Source organism: Bacillus sp. cl96, assembly GCF_900100505.1.
In the GTDB taxonomy this organism is placed as follows: domain Bacteria; phylum Bacillota; class Bacilli; order Bacillales; family Bacillaceae_G; genus Bacillus_A; species Bacillus_A cereus.
On the sequence record NZ_FNDM01000001.1, the window covers coordinates 285319 to 300708 of the forward strand.

Here is a 15390-nt window from a genome sequence, read left to right on the forward strand (position 1 = left end):
TTACACCTCTTCCATATAACGTTTTATACTCTCTACATCTTTATCACCACGGCCAGATAAACAAATAACAAGTCCTTCATCTTCCTTCATTTTCGGAGCTAATTTTAATGCGTATGCGACAGCATGCGAGCTTTCTAACGCCGGGATAATACCTTCTTTTTTCGTTAATAATTGAAATGCTTCTAATGCTTCTTCGTCTGTTATCGAATGATAAGAAACGCGGCCAATATCTTTTAGCAAGCTATGTTCTGGACCAACACCTGGATAATCAAGTCCTGCTGAAATAGAGTGTGCTTCTTGAATTTGTCCTTCTTCGTTTTGCAGAAGATACATCATTGATCCGTGGAGAACGCCAACGCTTCCTTTCGTTAAAGTTGCTGCATGCTTTTCTGTATGAACGCCTTTTCCAGCTGCTTCTACGCCGTAAAGAGCAACTTCTTCATCGTGTACGAACGGATAAAACATCCCCATCGCATTACTACCACCGCCAATACAAGCAACGACTGCTTCTGGTAACTTTCCTTCTAACGCCTCATATTGTTTTTTCGTTTCATTTCCAATTACACTTTGGAAATCACGGACAATTTGCGGGAATGGATGTGGTCCGAGAACAGATCCCATAATGTAGTGCGTATCATGCACATGTGAAACCCAGTAACGAAGCGCCTCGTTTACCGCATCTTTTAATGTACCGCTACCTGCCGCTACACTTTCTACTTTCGCTCCGAGTAATTCCATTCGGAACACATTTAATTTTTGACGTCTTACATCTTCTTCTCCCATAAAAATGACGCATTCTAATCCGAGAAGAGCACATACAGTAGCTGTTGCAACTCCGTGTTGTCCAGCTCCTGTTTCAGCGACAACTTTTTTCTTGCCCATTCGCACTGCAAGTAGTGCCTGACCGATTGTATTGTTAATTTTATGAGCTCCTGTATGATTCAAATCTTCACGTTTTAAATAAATCTTTGCACCACCGCAATACTTCGTCATATTTTCAGCATAATATAGCGGTGTTTCTCTTCCGACGTACGTTTTTAAATAATGATTTAATTCCTTTTGAAATGCTTCATCTTGCATCGCTTCTTTATATGCTTCTTCTAGTTCTAGTACAGATTGCATTAACGTTTCTGGAACGTATCGTCCTCCGTATATACCGTAATGTCCTTTTTCATCTGGATATGCGTAGTTCATTTGGAACACTCCTTCGCTTTTATAATAAATTGTTTTATTTTCTCTACATCTTTCTTTCCTTCTGTCTCTACTCCGCTGCTCACATCGACCATATATGGCCGAACAGTTCGAATTGCTTCTTCTATATTAAGAGCGTTTAATCCACCAGCTAATATCATTTTCTTTCGCAATTCTTTTGGCATATCTCTAAGTAGTTCCCATGAAAATGTCTTTCCATTTCCTCCATGAAACTTTTCTTTCGGGCTATCAAATAATATATAATCCGCTTCATACCCTTGGGCGTTTTTCATATCACTCTCTGAAGTTACTCCTAGTGACTTTATAGACGGAATATTCAATCTTCTAATTTGATAATTGTCTTCATCCCCATGTAGTTGTACATGTGTTAACCCGCACTCATCTGCAATTTTCTGGATCACTTCTACTGATTCATTTACGAAAACACCGATTTTTAACACGTTGGCTGGAAGCTCCTGAATGATTTCTTCCGCTCTCTTTGGAGTGATCTCCCGCTTACTTTCTGCAAAAACAAATCCGAGTGCATCTGCGCCATATTCGCACGCACTTTTCGCTGTTTCCACATCAGTGATGCCGCAAATTTTCACTTTCATATATTCACCTTACAATCTTCAAAAAAACTACTAATAGAAGATGATGTCATAAGCGCCTCTCCAACTAATACACCTTTGGCTCCAGCTCTTTTAACACGAATAATATCTTCTTTTGAATGAATGCCACTTTCACTAATCCAAAGTAGTTTCTCCTCATTCAATCTTTTTCCAAGCTTTTCAGTTTGGCTTAAATCTACTTCGAACGTTTTTAAATTACGATTATTAATGCCAATAACGTGCGGATTTAATACAATCGCAGTTTCTAATTCCTGTTCATCATGAACTTCAACAATCGCTTCTAATCCTTTTTCTAACACGTAGCTATACAGCTCTTTTAACTTCTCTTTCGTTAACGCTGCTACGATTAGTAAAATAATATCTGCTCCCGCTTCATACGCTCTATCGATTTGAATCTTATCGATTATGAAATCTTTACATAAAAGCGGAATGTTACTTTCTTCTCTTGCTGTTTGTAAATCGTGAAACGATCCTTTAAAAAATTGACCATCTGTTAAAACAGATACTGCTCCTGCACCACATTTCTCATATGTTCCCACTTGTTTTCGTACGTCAACGTGTAAATTGATATCTCCTTTTGATGGTGATGCTCGCTTTACTTCTGCAATGACAGTAAACTGCTGTAACGCTTCTACAAGTGAATGTGTCTTTCTTTTTGTTTTTACTGGTGTATATATTTCATATAACTCCGCAACTTCCTTTTTCTTCTGTTCTACAATTTTATCTAAAATCGTCCCCACTTTAGTTCACCCTTTCTAATTTTTCGTTGCTTGCTACAATTAATAAGTTTAATTTGGCTAATGCTTTTCCAGAGTCAATGCTATGTGCCGCGAGTTTAATTCCTTCTTCAATCGTTTCCGTTTTTCCATTTGCGAAAAGAGCTAGACCTGCATTTAATAAAACTGTATCGCGATAAACACTCTTTTCTCCGCTCAATACTTCAAGCGTAATCTTTGCATTTTCTTTTGAATTCCCCCCTCTAATTTCTTCATTTTTCACTCTTGAAAAACCATACTTTTCTGGATCAATACTCATTTCCACTATTTCATTATCTTTTAAAAGGACTACGTGATTTTCCCCTTGTAATGATGCTTCATCTAAAAAACCACTTCCATTTACGACAAGCGCTTGTTTCCGGCCTAACTTTTGTAATACTTGCGCAACTGGTAATAACATATCTCGTTTATAAATACCGACAAATTGTGTTTCTAAATTTACCGGATTTGTTAAAGGACCAATTAAATTAAAGATCGTCGGCACGTTTAACTCTTTTCTTATTTTCATAATGCGCCTTAGTGCTGGATGCATCGCTGGTGCAAATAAAAATGCAATGCCCACATGCTCTAATAAATAATCAATTTCGTTTGGCGTACTGCTAATATTTACACCTAATTCTTCTAATAAGTCCGCACTTCCTGTTTTACTAGAAACAGCTCGATTACCATGTTTTGCAACCTTTACGCCAGCTCCTGCCAGTACAAATGCCGATGTTGTACTAATATTAAACGTTCGGGCACCGTCACCACCCGTTCCGCAATTGTCCATCGCTCCTTGTATATGGTTCGAAAATGGTAGTGCCTTTTCGTGAAGAGCTCGAACAAGGCCGTATATTTCTTCTGCAGTTTCACCTTTCGCTTTCAGTAAGACTAAAAAAGCTGCAATTTCACTTTCCAATATGTTTTCATTTAATAAAAGAAGCCCTGCTCTATACATTTCCTCTTCTGTTAAATGTTTCCCCTCCACTAATTTACGAAGATAGCTATTCATACTCTTTCCGCCTCCTTCACTTCTGTTAAAAAGGCACATATTAACTTTCCGCCTTCTTCTGTCGCGATTGATTCCGGATGAAACTGTAATCCGAAGAGCGGATAATAATTGTGACGAACTGCCATAATTTCTCCATCGTCCATCGCTGTCGCTAGTATGTCAAAACACTCTGGCAAGCTCGTTTGCGCTGCAACAAGGGAATGGTAGCGCATCGCTGTTAACGGCTGTGTAACGTATGAAAAAATTGACGTTCCATTATGTTTCACGCGTGATGTTTTCCCATGTTTAATACGTTCTGCTCTAACAATGTCTCCTCCAAATGCTGATATAATCGCCTGATGACCAAGGCAAATACCTAATATGGGAACGTTCTTATAAAAATGACGAATCACTTCGATACAAATACCAGCATCCTCTGGTTTTCCTGGTCCTGGTGAAAGTACAATTCCTCTTGGATTCATCTCTTCTAGCTGTTCTATCGTTATTTGATCATTTCTTACAACTACAATTTCTTCTTCATGTTCGCCTAACAGTTGATACAAGTTATATGTGAACGAATCGTAATTATCGATAAGTACAATCATTTCATTACCTCCAAAAGCGCTCTCGCTTTATTTAACGTTTCTTCATATTCAGCTACTGGGTCTGAATCATAAACAATTCCCGCTCCTGCCTGAACGTATGCTTTTTCATCCTTTACGACCATCGTTCGAATAGCGAGCGCCATATCAAGATTTCCTGAAAAACTAACGTATCCAACTGCACCCGCGTATACATTTCTTTTTTCATTCTCTAGCTCATTTATAATTTCCATCGCTCTAATTTTCGGAGCCCCAGAAACCGTTCCTGCTGGTAGGCAATACGCTACTGCATCAAATCCGCTCATTTGTTTTCGCAATGTTCCGTAAACTTCAGATACAATGTGCATAACGTGAGAGTATTTTTCTACTTTCATATATTTATCTATCGTAACCGAGCCGATTTCGCTCACTCTACCAATATCGTTTCGCCCAAGATCTACAAGCATCATATGCTCTGCTCGCTCTTTCTCATTGTCTAATAGTTCTTTTGCGATTTCCTCATCTTCCCTCTTCGTTTTCCCTCTCGGTCTTGTACCAGCAATTGGATTCGTCATTACTTTATCCTCCCTTACTGATAGCAAACTTTCCGGCGAAGAACCGAGTACAACATAATCTTGAAAATCGATATAGAACATATATGGTGATGGATTTGCAATTCGAAGTTTTCGGTATAACGCGAATGGATCACCAATACATTCACTTTGTAAACGCTGTGACAGTACGACTTGGAATATGTCTCCGGCTCTTATATGTTCTTTCGCCATTTCTACCATCCCACAAAACTCTTTTTCCGTTATAGAAGAAGTGAATGATAATGTGGATTGTATTGCATTTACTTCAGTTTCTTCTCCTTGTAGCACTTCCTCTTTGTATACTCGTAGCCTTTCGTATACTTCCTCATAATCTGCTGAATCATCTTCCCTGCATACATATACAAACGACAACCTTTGGCGTAAATGATCGTAAACGATAAACTCACGATATAGTAAGAGGTGTACTTCCGGAATATTTAATGGGTCGTGTAAATCCGCTCCAATGTTTTCATACTGCCGAATGACATCATATCCAATATAACCAACTGCTCCTCCGCAAAATGGAAATGGGCTGTCTACTTGTGATGATGCGATTATTTCTTCTAACACTTGTAGTACGTTACCTTGTAACTTTTCTGCCCGGCCGAAAATCGTTCGTTCTACTTCCGTACCAACGCTTTTCACTTCTCCATAAGGATTACATCCTAAGTAAGAATAACGCCCTTTATCTTGATGAAGCTGTGAACTTTCTAATAAAAATTTCTTCTTTCCTTTCATACGTCTATATAAAGAAATTGGCGTAATGCTATCTCCTTCTTCTTCAGTAATTACTAAAAATGTCTTTCTCTCTCTTTTTTGTTTTATAAATTCTTCTTTCGTCATCATGTCCTTCACCTCACTCTGAAAAATAAAAAAGTCCCCTACATATCGAAAATATGTAGAGGACGATAAATATACCGCGGTACCACCTCGTGTTGGATGCAAAAGCATCCCGCTTTGTTCAGGTACAAAATTTATACCTTATCCTTGTAACGGCGGAACCCGGGTTGCCTACTGAAAACAATTGTTCAGCATACCTCTCGTAAGCCCATTCCGTATATGGCACCGTACCGGGCTCCCACCTATTCCCGGCTCTCTGTAACGTCTCCAATATACGTACTCTTCTTACTTAAACGATTTCATTTATTTAATTTTTTATACACAAAAAGGGAGTACTCATCCTATAGAAAGGACGGGTACTCCCGTGGTGCCACCTTAATTCGTTACAAATGTAACGCACTTTACCGTATCAAAAACAATACGTGTCTCTTGTATCGATGAGATCATGTCGCCAAAGCCTACTTCTTTCGTTTCGGTTTGGAAGCTCCGAAGCCCATTCCACATCAATTCCATACTGATTCGCACCAACCATCAGCTCTCTGACATGTTCATCATGTGTACTCTTCTTCATCAACGCTTGCATTTTTTTAAGTTGCACTCATTATAGACCTGACTTTTTTCACAAGTCAATACTTTTTTAAAAATTTTATTTTTCTTTCCTTTCAATATTATATTGACAAAACAACCTCTTTTTATGTAAATATAATAAATACTCTATTAAAAATAAGGTTTTTTGTATGAATATTATATATTAAAAAAGTAAAATGACATCAAAAAACGCTTACATTTCTGAAAATTCATATTTCTATATGGATTTTTCAGAATAATCATGATAGATTATAAATATGCATAACGCATCAAAAGACATGACAAAAGGAAGGGGAACTACATGAGTACGCAGATGTTAACTTTAACTTCGATCTCTATCTACATGCTCGGGATGTTAGTAATTGGCTATTTCGCCTACAAACGAACGTCCAACTTAACAGATTATATGCTTGGCGGGCGTACACTAGGCCCCGCAGTAACAGCATTAAGTGCTGGAGCATCCGATATGAGTGGTTGGCTTTTAATGGGATTACCCGGTGCAATGTTTAGCGTTGGATTAAGTAGTAGTTGGATTGCGATCGGCCTAACACTAGGCGCATACGCAAACTGGCTTTATGTCGCTCCTCGCTTACGTACCTACTCAGAAATTGCAAATAACTCTATTACTATCCCAGAATTTTTGGAACACCGTTTCCACGACAAATCTCATATGCTACGTTTAGTATCTGGACTTGTTATTATGATTTTCTTTACTTTCTATGTAGCTTCAGGATTAGTTTCAGGCGCTGTATTATTTGAAAATTCATTTGGCATGAACTATCATGTTGGATTATTCATTGTAGCAGGCGTTGTTGTAGCTTACACATTATTTGGTGGTTTCTTAGCAGTAAGTTGGACAGACTTCGTGCAAGGAATCATTATGGTAGTTGCTCTTATTCTTGTTCCTATCGTAACAATTATGAATTCGAACGGACTTGGACCTGCATTTGATACAATTCGATCTGTAGATCCAACACGTCTAGATATTTTTAAAGGTGCCTCTACTTTAGGAATGATTTCTCTATTCGCATGGGGCCTTGGTTATGTCGGACAACCTCATATTATCGTACGCTTTATGGCAATCGCTTCTGTAAAAGAACTTAAAAGCGCACGAAGAATTGGTATGAGCTGGATGATTTTCTCTGTTGTCGGAGCTATGTTTACTGGTCTTATTGGTATTGCTTACTATTCACAACAAGAGTTAACATTATCTAACCCAGAAACAATTTTCCTTGAACTTGGGAAAATTTTATTCCACCCACTTATTACTGGATTTTTATTAGCCGCAATTTTAGCAGCGATTATGAGTACAATCTCATCTCAGTTACTCGTTACTTCTAGTGCCGTAACGGAAGACTTATATCGTACATTCTTCAAACGTTCTGCATCTGATAAAGAACTTGTATTTGTCGGTCGTATGGCTGTACTTGTTATTGCATTAGTTGGGTGCGCTTTAGCGTTTAAACAAAATGATACGATTTTAGCTCTTGTTGGATACGCTTGGGCTGGTTTTGGTTCTTCATTCGGACCTGCTATTTTATTAAGCTTATATTGGAAACGTATGACGAAATGGGGCGCGCTTGCTGGTATGATTTCTGGTGCCGCTACTGTTATTATCTGGACTCAATTCAAATTCTTAAAAGATTTCTTATATGAAATGATTCCAGGTTTCGCTATTAGTTTACTAGCCATCGTAATTGTTAGTTTACTAACACAACCTTCAAAAGAAGTTGAAGAGCAATTTGAGGATTTCGAAAAACAACATCGTCATAATTTATAAAAAAATCTCTGCTGTTATCGTAACAGCAGAGATTTTTTACAGTTCGACAATCTTCTTATCAAATTTAACAAATTCTTTATGTTTCGTTAAATTTAACATAACACTACTCCTTTATAGTATGAGTATCAGCACTTATACAGAAAGGGGACTCCAACATGTTAGCAGTTTTCCAGCAACAACAAACACGAAAATTTTCACCTATCACAAATACTTCTGCGTCTTGTTTAAACATGCAACCTAACCCGCCTAAAATTTCAATTGCTCCTTCTGTTATTTCAGTCATCGGTGTTCATATGGAAAAACATAAATTAAAAATAAAAACGGGACAAAACATTGTGTTAGCAGCTTCTACTTTGCCAATACAAGCAACGAATAAAGAGCTTATTTGGTCAAATATGAATTCTGATATCATCACCATATATCCAAAAGGTGACACCGTGACGATTACTGGAAAAAGTGCAGGTAAAGCAGTCGTAATTGTTACAACTGCTGAAGGCAAATTCCGTGACCTATGTGTCATTCACGTACAACCTTATATGACAAACCCAAAGTAAAAGAGTGGCTTCGTAGCCACTCTTTTACTTTGTTTCAATATTTGAGTTTTTACTTTTTACAAGGTTAATAAATTGTTCTTTATTTCTTGGAGAAATAATTTCTGTTTTTATGTGTATCGTAAACAATTTCAAGTCGTTCAAATGATAATGCATGAGCTACTATTGGATTTTTCGTATTTGAAATTTGTTTTATATCTCGTATAAATATACGTTTTGTAACGAGACCCGATCTAATCGTAATTGTTTCTTTCCCGGCAATATATTTTGCCAAAAATCAACTCCAACTAAACAACATTGCTAATGGAATTGTAAAAAGCAAAAGGAAATATTCTCTCCCTGCAAATATAGGAGCAAAACAGGCGCCTACAACAATAAAAAAAATTGGATGTAACCATACATCTTTTTTTGATGGAAATTCCATTTTCCTCCCCCTTCTACACCCGTATTTCTATAAAACAAAAAGAGAAGTATCACAACTTCTCTTTTCTCCCCTAACACTATAATTCCTGTGTATACACCGGCTCGTTTACGACATTTTTTGCTGTACGTTTTTGTTGCTGCAGTAAGAAAACAGATACACCAAACAATACGAGCATGCTACCGATAATTTGCATTGCATTTAATTTTTCTCCAAGTAAGAAGAACGCAAGTATAGATGCTCCAACAGGTTCTCCTAAAATACTCATTGAAATTGTCGTTGCATTTACATAATTTAATAGCCAGTTATTAATTACATGTGACACTGTTGGCACAATTGCAAGTAAAAGAAAAACAGTCCAATCCCACCTCGTATAACCTGTAAAGGGAACTTGTAATATGACATTATAAATCCCCATAAAAAGACCTGCGAACGCAAAGACTGTAAAGCTATAAATCCAGTGCGATACTTTCTTCACTGTCGTTTGCCCGATAAATAAATAACCGACAACCGCTATTACACTTAGAAAGGATAATATGTCACCATAAATTGCTTGCTTACTTAAACCTAAATCTCCCCAACCAATGCACATTACTCCCAAAATAGCGATTCCCATCGTTGCAATGGCTGAATATGTTGTTCTTTCTTTAAATAGAAAAAAACCTCCAACTAAAGATACGATTGGTTGAAGCGCCAAAATAATTGTTGAACTAGCAACTGTTGTATGCTTTAAAGATTCAAACCATAAAAGAAAATGAAGTGCTAAAAAGAAACCAGATCCAATTAAAAAGCCCCAATCTTTCATTTGAATCCTATTAAATTCCTCTCTTTTTTTCCATACGATAGGCAGCATAATAAGTACGATAATCCATAAGCGGTACATACTTAATATTGAAGATGGTGCTGAGGACATCTTTACAAAAACTGCTGCAAAGGAAATGGCAATTATAGAAATAGCCAATGGTAGTGCGATTGATTTTTCTTGTTTCAAATCCTGTCTCCCCTCTCACCTGTCAAAAATCCCACTTCATTATATCCGTTTTCTTTCGTAACTTAAATACTAATTTTTTAGATTCTTCGTACCATTATGGTAAAATAGAAATTAAGGCACCAATTAGTGAATATTTCTTTCCTTTTCACTACAAGCGTCGCTCTTACAATCGTTACAGTAAATTTTTATTTAGGGGGATCTACATGAGTCAAACAATAGGGAGAATTGAAGAAATTTCATTTTATAGCGCATCACTTCAAGAAGATGTTACACTTCTCGTTTATTTACCAGTAAATTACACACCACTGCACAAACATACAGTTGTAATTGCACAAGATGGTAGAGATTATTTTCAGCTCGGTAAAGCGCACCGTGTAATTGAGCGCCTTCGTGAAACCGAAGAAATTGACCGTACAATTATTGTCGGTATTCCATATAAAAATGTACATGATCGTAAAGAAAAATATTTCCCAAATGAAGTGAAAAATGCTGCATATATTCGTTTCCTTGCTCATGAACTTGCACCATATATTGATGAAAATTATCCAACGTATCAAATGGGAAAAGGTCGTGTTTTAATTGGTGATTCTCTTGGCGGAACAGTTTCCTTTATGACTGCACTTATGTATCCGCATACATTCGGTAAAGTCGTTATGCAATCACCATTTGTGGATGAGACAGTGATGAACTTAGCAAAAGAATTCAAAGATCCACAGGCGTTAGAACTGTATCACGTCATCGGTACAGAAGAAACGGCTGTAAAGCGTACTGATGGACAAGTATCTGATTTCGTAGGGCCGAACCGTGAGTTAAATACGCTTCTTACAGATAGAAACTTCATCACGCATTACGAGGAATTTGAAGGCAATCATACTTGGAAATATTGGCAGACTGATTTACCGAAAGCCTTCTCTCATATTCTATCAATGAAATAATAGAGAGCAGTATTCAGAATAATTTGATATAATAGATAAAGAGATTTATTTATCTCAAAATCTAACTAGACTTACAAAGGGAGGAATTGGAACATGAAATTAGGCATTGTAATTTTTCCATCTAAAATGATTCAAGATAAAGCGAACGGATTGCGTAAACGTTATGACCCGCACTACGCATTAGTTCCGCCACATATTACATTGAAAACACCCTTTGAGGCGCAAGATGAACAATTAGAGTCGATTGTAAACGAGTTACATACAATCGCAAGTAAAACGAACCCTTTCACCCTTCATGTTGGGAAAGTTGGTTCTTTCGCACCTGTTAATAACGTCCTTTACTTTAAAGTAGAAAAAACACCTGAACTTACTTTCTTAAATGAAGAAATGCATAGCGGGTTATTCACGCAAGAACGCGAATATGCTTTCGTACCTCATTTAACAATCGGACAAGGCTTATCAGATGCAGAGCATGCTGATGTGTTGGGCCGATTACGTATGAAAGATTTCTATTACGAACAACCAATTGATCGTTTCCATCTTCTATATCAATTAGAAAATGGAACATGGACTGTACACGAAACATTCCGTCTTGGAAAGGGGAACAACTAATTTGCACGCACAGATTGTACAAACGGACGAACAACTAAGAGATGCATTCTCTGTACGTAAACAAGTGTTTGTAAATGAACAACGTGTCTCTGCTGAAGAAGAGTACGATGAGTTTGAAGAAACTTCAACACACGTTGTTATATATGACAATGATGTTCCAGTTGGTGCTGGACGTTTTCGCATCCTTGATGGTATAGGAAAAATGGAACGCATTTGCGTGCTAAATTCCCATCGCAAAAAAGGGATTGGAAAAATTGTTATGGATTCTCTTGAAGCGTATGCAAAAGAAAATTCGCTACCAAAATTGAAACTTCACGCTCAAACACATGCTGAAGATTTCTATAAAAAACTTGGATATGTAACAAGTTCTGATGTATTTATGGAAGCAAATATCCCGCACGTCGTAATGATAAAAAAATTGTAATTTGAAAACAGGAGGTAACCCCTCCTGTTTTTTTACATTGCTATTTTCTTTTTCTTCCGCTAAAGTTAAATGTTGATGCTATAGTTTTGAAGGTGAACATATGACACAAGAAAAATTTTCACAAAAATCGTTAACACACGCTGATATTCCGCGTGCGACATATCATATTCCGAAAACATCTACCCATTTAATTATGGAAGAAGATGTAGATGCGGCTTATTTCCGCGCTCTTGAACAACAAAATGTTTTTTTAAACGAAAAACAATTAGAAGCCGTGCGCACAACAGAAGGTCCTGTTCTTACACTAGCTGGTGCTGGAAGCGGGAAAACATCTGTTTTAACAACTCGCGTTGGTTATTTAGTAAATGTAAAACAAGTTCATCCACGAAATATTTTATTACTTACATTTACACAAAAAGCAGCTGAAGAAATCCGAAGTCGTGTTGCGAAGTTACCAGGTATGAATCATGCAGCAAGTAGCTACGTTGTTGCTGGTACATTTCACTCTGTTTTCTTAAAATTGCTTCGTAGTCAAGGTTATAATCAGCAAATTTTAGCAAATGAAAAACATAAACAAATTATGATAAAGAAAATCTTAAAAGAATTGCGTTTAAAAGACGATTATGATGCGGAAACGATGCTCGCGATGATTTCACTTGAGAAAAACAAATTAAATCGTCCGAAAGATGTAAAAGCGAAAACACCAGTGGAACAAGAATTTAAAGAAGTATATGAACGTTTTGAAGAGGTAAAACAACGATACAATTATATTGATTTCGATGACATCTTATTGGAAACATATTACATGTTAGAAAATAATGCTCCTTTACTAACTCAATTACAACAACGTTTTCACTACATTGAAGTAGATGAGTTTCAAGATACATCCTATGCACAATATGAAATTGTAAAATTGTTAGCCACGCCAAGAAATAATTTGTTCATCGCAGGTGATGATGATCAAGCAATTTATGGCTGGCGAGGGGCAAGTCACCAAATTATTTTATCTTTTCCAAAAGAATTTGATAACACAACAATCATTGCACTAAATACGAATTATCGATCCAATCCCTTTATCGTCGGGCTTGGAAATGAAGTTATAAAATTAAATCAAGAACGTTTTGATAAAGAGCTATACTCCGTTCGTGAAGAAGGTGTACAACCTTTTTATGCAAGACCTGCTACGACTCTTGATGAAGCAAATCAAATTTTGCAGCTCATTCAAGAAAAAGTAGATAGCGGTGACCGAAACTATAAAGATTTTTGTTTACTGTATCGCACACATTCTGTAAGTCGTTCGTTACTTGATCAGCTTACCATTCATAAAGTCCCGTTTATTAAACACGGGGCGAGCCAATCATTTTATGAACATTCTTTAATCAAGCCTGTATTAGATCATTTAAGACTCGTGATTGAGCCGTTTCGACTAGAATCACTTTCAAACATATTGCCGACGATGTATATCGGACGTGATGATTGTATTTCATTTATTGAACGTGAACAATGGAAATATGGTGAGGGTCGCTTCCCTTCTCTTCTTCATTTCTTACTATTAAACCCAAGCTTAAAACCTTTTCAAGTGAAAAAGGTAAATGAGCGCATCGATTTTATTAAGTTTATTAAAGAATTAGAACCGAAAAAAGCATTAAAAGAAATCATTCATGGTAAAGGAAAATATTTAGAATACTTACAAAGTAACGATCGTTCTTCCTTTACGATGCATAAAGACATACAAGAAGAAATGTTGGAAGAATTAATGGAGTCTGCAACTCGTTTCACCGATATTCCAGCTTATTTACAATTTATCGACGAGGCGATTCAAGGTCAAAAAGAAATGGAAGCATTAAAAACAATGCCGCAAAAAGATGCCGTTTCACTTATGTCAATCCATAACGCAAAAGGCCTTGAATTTCCATGTGTCTTTTTACTTGGAGCGAGTGATGGAATCCTGCCCCACACTTCTTCTTTAAAAGATGCAAATGATCGTGTTACGGAAACTTCTGAAGCGTTAGAAGAAGAACGCCGATTACTGTATGTCGCCATTACACGTGCGAAAGAAGAACTTTATATTTCTTCTCCGCAATTTTTCAGAGGAAAGAAATTAGATATATCTCGTTTTTTATATACTGTGCGAAAAGATTTACCTGAAAAGACATCCACTAAATAAGGATGTCTTTTTTTTATATCACGTTATGTACATCCCTCCTATATAAATTCCTTGTTTTTATCGTGAGAATTAACGTAATATCAGCCATATTCCACTCATATTGTAATAGTGTATGTCAGAACTCACGAGAAGGAGTGAACATAATGAGCTGCAATTGTAATGAAGATCATCAACATGAGTGTGATTTCAACTGTGTATCGAATGTTGTTCGTTTTATACATGAACTACAAGAATGTGCAACGACAACATGTGGATCTGGTTGCGAAGTTCCATTTTTAGGTGCACATAACAATGCATCAGTAGCGAATACACGTCCTTTTATTTTATACACAAAAACTGGAGAACCTTTTGAAGCATTTGCACCATCTTCAAGCCTTACTAGCTGCAGATCTCCCATTTTCCGCGTAGAAAGTATAGATGATGATGACTGTGCTGTATTGCGTGTATTAACTGTAGTTTTAGGTGATGGTACCGCTGTACCACCTGGTGACGACCCAATCTGTACGTTTTTAGCTGTACCAAATGCAAGACTAATATCAACCTCCACTTGCATTACTGTTGATTTAAGTTGCTTCTGCGCTATTCAATGCTTACGCGATGTTTCTATTTAAAACTAAATAATGAGTTAAGCATGGATTGGGTGGCAGATAATTCTGCCACCCAATCCATGCTTAAAGAGTATTCTTATGTAAATTTCTTAAAATTGGGAACTTGTCTAGAACATAGAACCTGTCCTTTTCATTAACTGAAAGTAGAAACAGATAAAGGAGTGAAAAACATGTTCTCTTCTGATTGCGAATTTACTAAAATCGATTGCGAGGCGAAGCCAGCTAGTACACTACCTGCCTTTGGTTTTGCTTTCAACGCGTCTGCACCTCAGTTTGCTTCACTATTTACACCACTATTATTACCTAGCGTAAGTCCAAACCCAAATATTACTGTTCCTGTAATAAATGATACAGTAAGTGTCGGAGATGGCATTCGAATTCTACGAGCTGGTATTTATCAAATCAGTTATACATTAACAATTAGTCTTGATAACTCACCTGTTGCACCAGAAGCTGGTCGTTTCTTCTTATCATTAAATACACCAGCTAACATTATTCCTGGATCAGGTACAGCAGTTCGTTCTAACGTTATTGGTACTGGTGAAGTAGACGTATCCAGCGGTGTTATTCTTATTAACTTAAATCCTGGTGACTTAATTCAAATTGTGCCAGTTCAGTTAATTGGAACTGTAGACATTCGTGCTGCAGCATTAACAGTTGCACAAATTAGCTAGTAAAAAGCGGTATTTCTAATACAGAAATACCGCTTTTTATATATAATAAAAAACAC

The 15390-nt window shown here is 36.9% G+C and carries 15 protein-coding genes, 1 pseudogene and 2 other annotated features; of the genes and pseudogenes, 8 read left to right on the forward strand and 8 right to left on the reverse strand.

The annotated features are described in order from the left end of the window. Genes trpB through trpE form a run of 6 tightly spaced genes read right to left on the reverse strand, consistent with a single transcriptional unit; the run spans position 1 to position 5589 of the window. The gene (trpB, locus tag BLT20_RS01615; protein WP_001105035.1) at positions 1-1194 is read right to left on the reverse strand and encodes a tryptophan synthase subunit beta; all 1194 of its coding nucleotides are present in this window, start codon (positions 1192-1194) and stop codon (positions 1-3) included. Then, positions 1191-1805: a phosphoribosylanthranilate isomerase gene (locus tag BLT20_RS01620; protein ID WP_000865141.1), complete on the reverse strand. Its 615-nt coding sequence runs from the start codon at positions 1803-1805 to the stop codon at positions 1191-1193. Before BLT20_RS01620 ends, trpB begins: the two co-directional genes overlap by 4 nt. Continuing rightward, positions 1802-2563, reverse strand: coding sequence for an indole-3-glycerol phosphate synthase TrpC (gene trpC, locus BLT20_RS01625; RefSeq protein ID WP_000536699.1), 762 nt, complete (start codon positions 2561-2563; stop codon positions 1802-1804). Before trpC ends, BLT20_RS01620 begins: the two co-directional genes overlap by 4 nt. A gap of 1 nt (position 2564) precedes the next feature. Beyond that, the gene (trpD, locus tag BLT20_RS01630; protein WP_001089851.1) at positions 2565-3590 is read right to left on the reverse strand and encodes an anthranilate phosphoribosyltransferase; all 1026 of its coding nucleotides are present in this window, start codon (positions 3588-3590) and stop codon (positions 2565-2567) included. Further along, on the reverse strand, positions 3587-4174 hold the full coding sequence (locus BLT20_RS01635; protein ID WP_000636323.1) for an anthranilate synthase component II: 588 nt from the start codon (positions 4172-4174) through the stop codon (positions 3587-3589). The genes trpD and BLT20_RS01635 overlap by 4 nt, the downstream gene beginning before the upstream one ends. Continuing rightward, complete coding sequence (gene trpE / locus BLT20_RS01640; protein WP_002025480.1) at positions 4171-5589, reverse strand: anthranilate synthase component I; 1419 nt, start codon at positions 5587-5589, stop codon at positions 4171-4173. The genes BLT20_RS01635 and trpE overlap by 4 nt, the downstream gene beginning before the upstream one ends. 52 nt (positions 5590-5641) lie before the next feature. Then, positions 5642-5886: a binding site (T-box leader), on the reverse strand. A 42-nt stretch (positions 5887-5928) separates the two neighbouring features. Further along, positions 5929-6166 (reverse strand) — a binding site (T-box leader). Between the two features lie 306 nt (positions 6167-6472). Between trpE and putP the strand changes: the two genes are divergently transcribed. Then, positions 6473-7951: a sodium/proline symporter PutP gene (putP, locus tag BLT20_RS01650; protein ID WP_000107208.1), complete on the forward strand. Its 1479-nt coding sequence runs from the start codon at positions 6473-6475 to the stop codon at positions 7949-7951. A gap of 155 nt (positions 7952-8106) precedes the next feature. After that, positions 8107-8505, forward strand: a complete 399-nt coding sequence (locus BLT20_RS01655) for an Ig-like domain-containing protein (RefSeq protein ID WP_000881612.1) — start codon at positions 8107-8109, stop codon at positions 8503-8505. Between the two features lie 24 nt (positions 8506-8529). Here BLT20_RS01655 and BLT20_RS01660 read toward each other — a convergent pair. Next, a pseudogene (locus BLT20_RS01660) lies at positions 8530-8926 on the reverse strand (PH domain-containing protein). Between the two features lie 76 nt (positions 8927-9002). Further along, positions 9003-9914 (reverse strand): DMT family transporter, encoded by a 912-nt coding sequence (locus BLT20_RS01665; protein ID WP_000806943.1) that lies wholly within the window; start codon positions 9912-9914, stop codon positions 9003-9005. 203 nt (positions 9915-10117) lie between these two features. On the opposite strand from BLT20_RS01665, the gene BLT20_RS01670 reads away from it, so the two are divergent. The 6 genes from BLT20_RS01670 to exsF all read left to right on the forward strand — a co-directional run bounded on the left by BLT20_RS01670 (position 10118) and on the right by exsF (position 15334). Further along, positions 10118-10849 (forward strand): alpha/beta hydrolase, encoded by a 732-nt coding sequence (locus BLT20_RS01670; RefSeq protein ID WP_000084013.1) that lies wholly within the window; start codon positions 10118-10120, stop codon positions 10847-10849. Between the two features lie 93 nt (positions 10850-10942). Next, a complete protein-coding gene (locus BLT20_RS01675) occupies positions 10943-11461 on the forward strand; it encodes a YjcG family protein (RefSeq protein WP_000765863.1) in 519 nt (172 codons plus the stop codon). Between the two features lies 1 nt (position 11462). Then, complete coding sequence (locus BLT20_RS01680) at positions 11463-11885, forward strand: GNAT family N-acetyltransferase (protein ID WP_000543296.1); 423 nt, start codon at positions 11463-11465, stop codon at positions 11883-11885. Positions 11886-11985: 100 nt separating this feature from the next. Next, the gene (locus BLT20_RS01685; RefSeq protein WP_000191200.1) at positions 11986-14052 is read left to right on the forward strand and encodes an ATP-dependent helicase; all 2067 of its coding nucleotides are present in this window, start codon (positions 11986-11988) and stop codon (positions 14050-14052) included. Positions 14053-14195: 143 nt separating this feature from the next. Continuing rightward, on the forward strand, positions 14196-14663 hold the full coding sequence (gene cotY, locus BLT20_RS01690) for a spore coat protein CotY (RefSeq protein ID WP_001277719.1): 468 nt from the start codon (positions 14196-14198) through the stop codon (positions 14661-14663). Positions 14664-14830: 167 nt separating this feature from the next. Beyond that, positions 14831-15334: an exosporium protein ExsF gene (gene exsF, locus BLT20_RS01695; protein ID WP_000492939.1), complete on the forward strand. Its 504-nt coding sequence runs from the start codon at positions 14831-14833 to the stop codon at positions 15332-15334. The last annotated feature ends 56 nt before the right edge of the window (positions 15335-15390 follow it).

Excerpts from the sequence above, each read along its gene's own strand:
- trpB (WP_001105035.1), bottom strand. The coding sequence starts at position 1,194 with ATGAACTACGCATATCCAGATGAAAAAGGACATTACGGTATATACGGA.
- BLT20_RS01620 (WP_000865141.1), bottom strand. The coding sequence starts at position 1,805 with ATGAAAGTGAAAATTTGCGGCATCACTGATGTGGAAACAGCGAAAAGT.
- trpD (WP_001089851.1), bottom strand. The coding sequence starts at position 3,590 with ATGAATAGCTATCTTCGTAAATTAGTGGAGGGGAAACATTTAACAGAA.
- BLT20_RS01635 (WP_000636323.1), bottom strand. The coding sequence starts at position 4,174 with ATGATTGTACTTATCGATAATTACGATTCGTTCACATATAACTTGTAT.
- trpE (WP_002025480.1), bottom strand. The coding sequence starts at position 5,589 with ATGATGACGAAAGAAGAATTTATAAAACAAAAAAGAGAGAGAAAGACA.
- putP (WP_000107208.1), top strand. The coding sequence starts at position 6,473 with ATGAGTACGCAGATGTTAACTTTAACTTCGATCTCTATCTACATGCTC.
- BLT20_RS01655 (WP_000881612.1), top strand. The coding sequence starts at position 8,107 with ATGTTAGCAGTTTTCCAGCAACAACAAACACGAAAATTTTCACCTATC.
- BLT20_RS01670 (WP_000084013.1), top strand. The coding sequence starts at position 10,118 with ATGAGTCAAACAATAGGGAGAATTGAAGAAATTTCATTTTATAGCGCA.
- BLT20_RS01675 (WP_000765863.1), top strand. The coding sequence starts at position 10,943 with ATGAAATTAGGCATTGTAATTTTTCCATCTAAAATGATTCAAGATAAA.
- BLT20_RS01685 (WP_000191200.1), top strand. The coding sequence starts at position 11,986 with ATGACACAAGAAAAATTTTCACAAAAATCGTTAACACACGCTGATATT.
- cotY (WP_001277719.1), top strand. The coding sequence starts at position 14,196 with ATGAGCTGCAATTGTAATGAAGATCATCAACATGAGTGTGATTTCAAC.
- exsF (WP_000492939.1), top strand. The coding sequence starts at position 14,831 with ATGTTCTCTTCTGATTGCGAATTTACTAAAATCGATTGCGAGGCGAAG.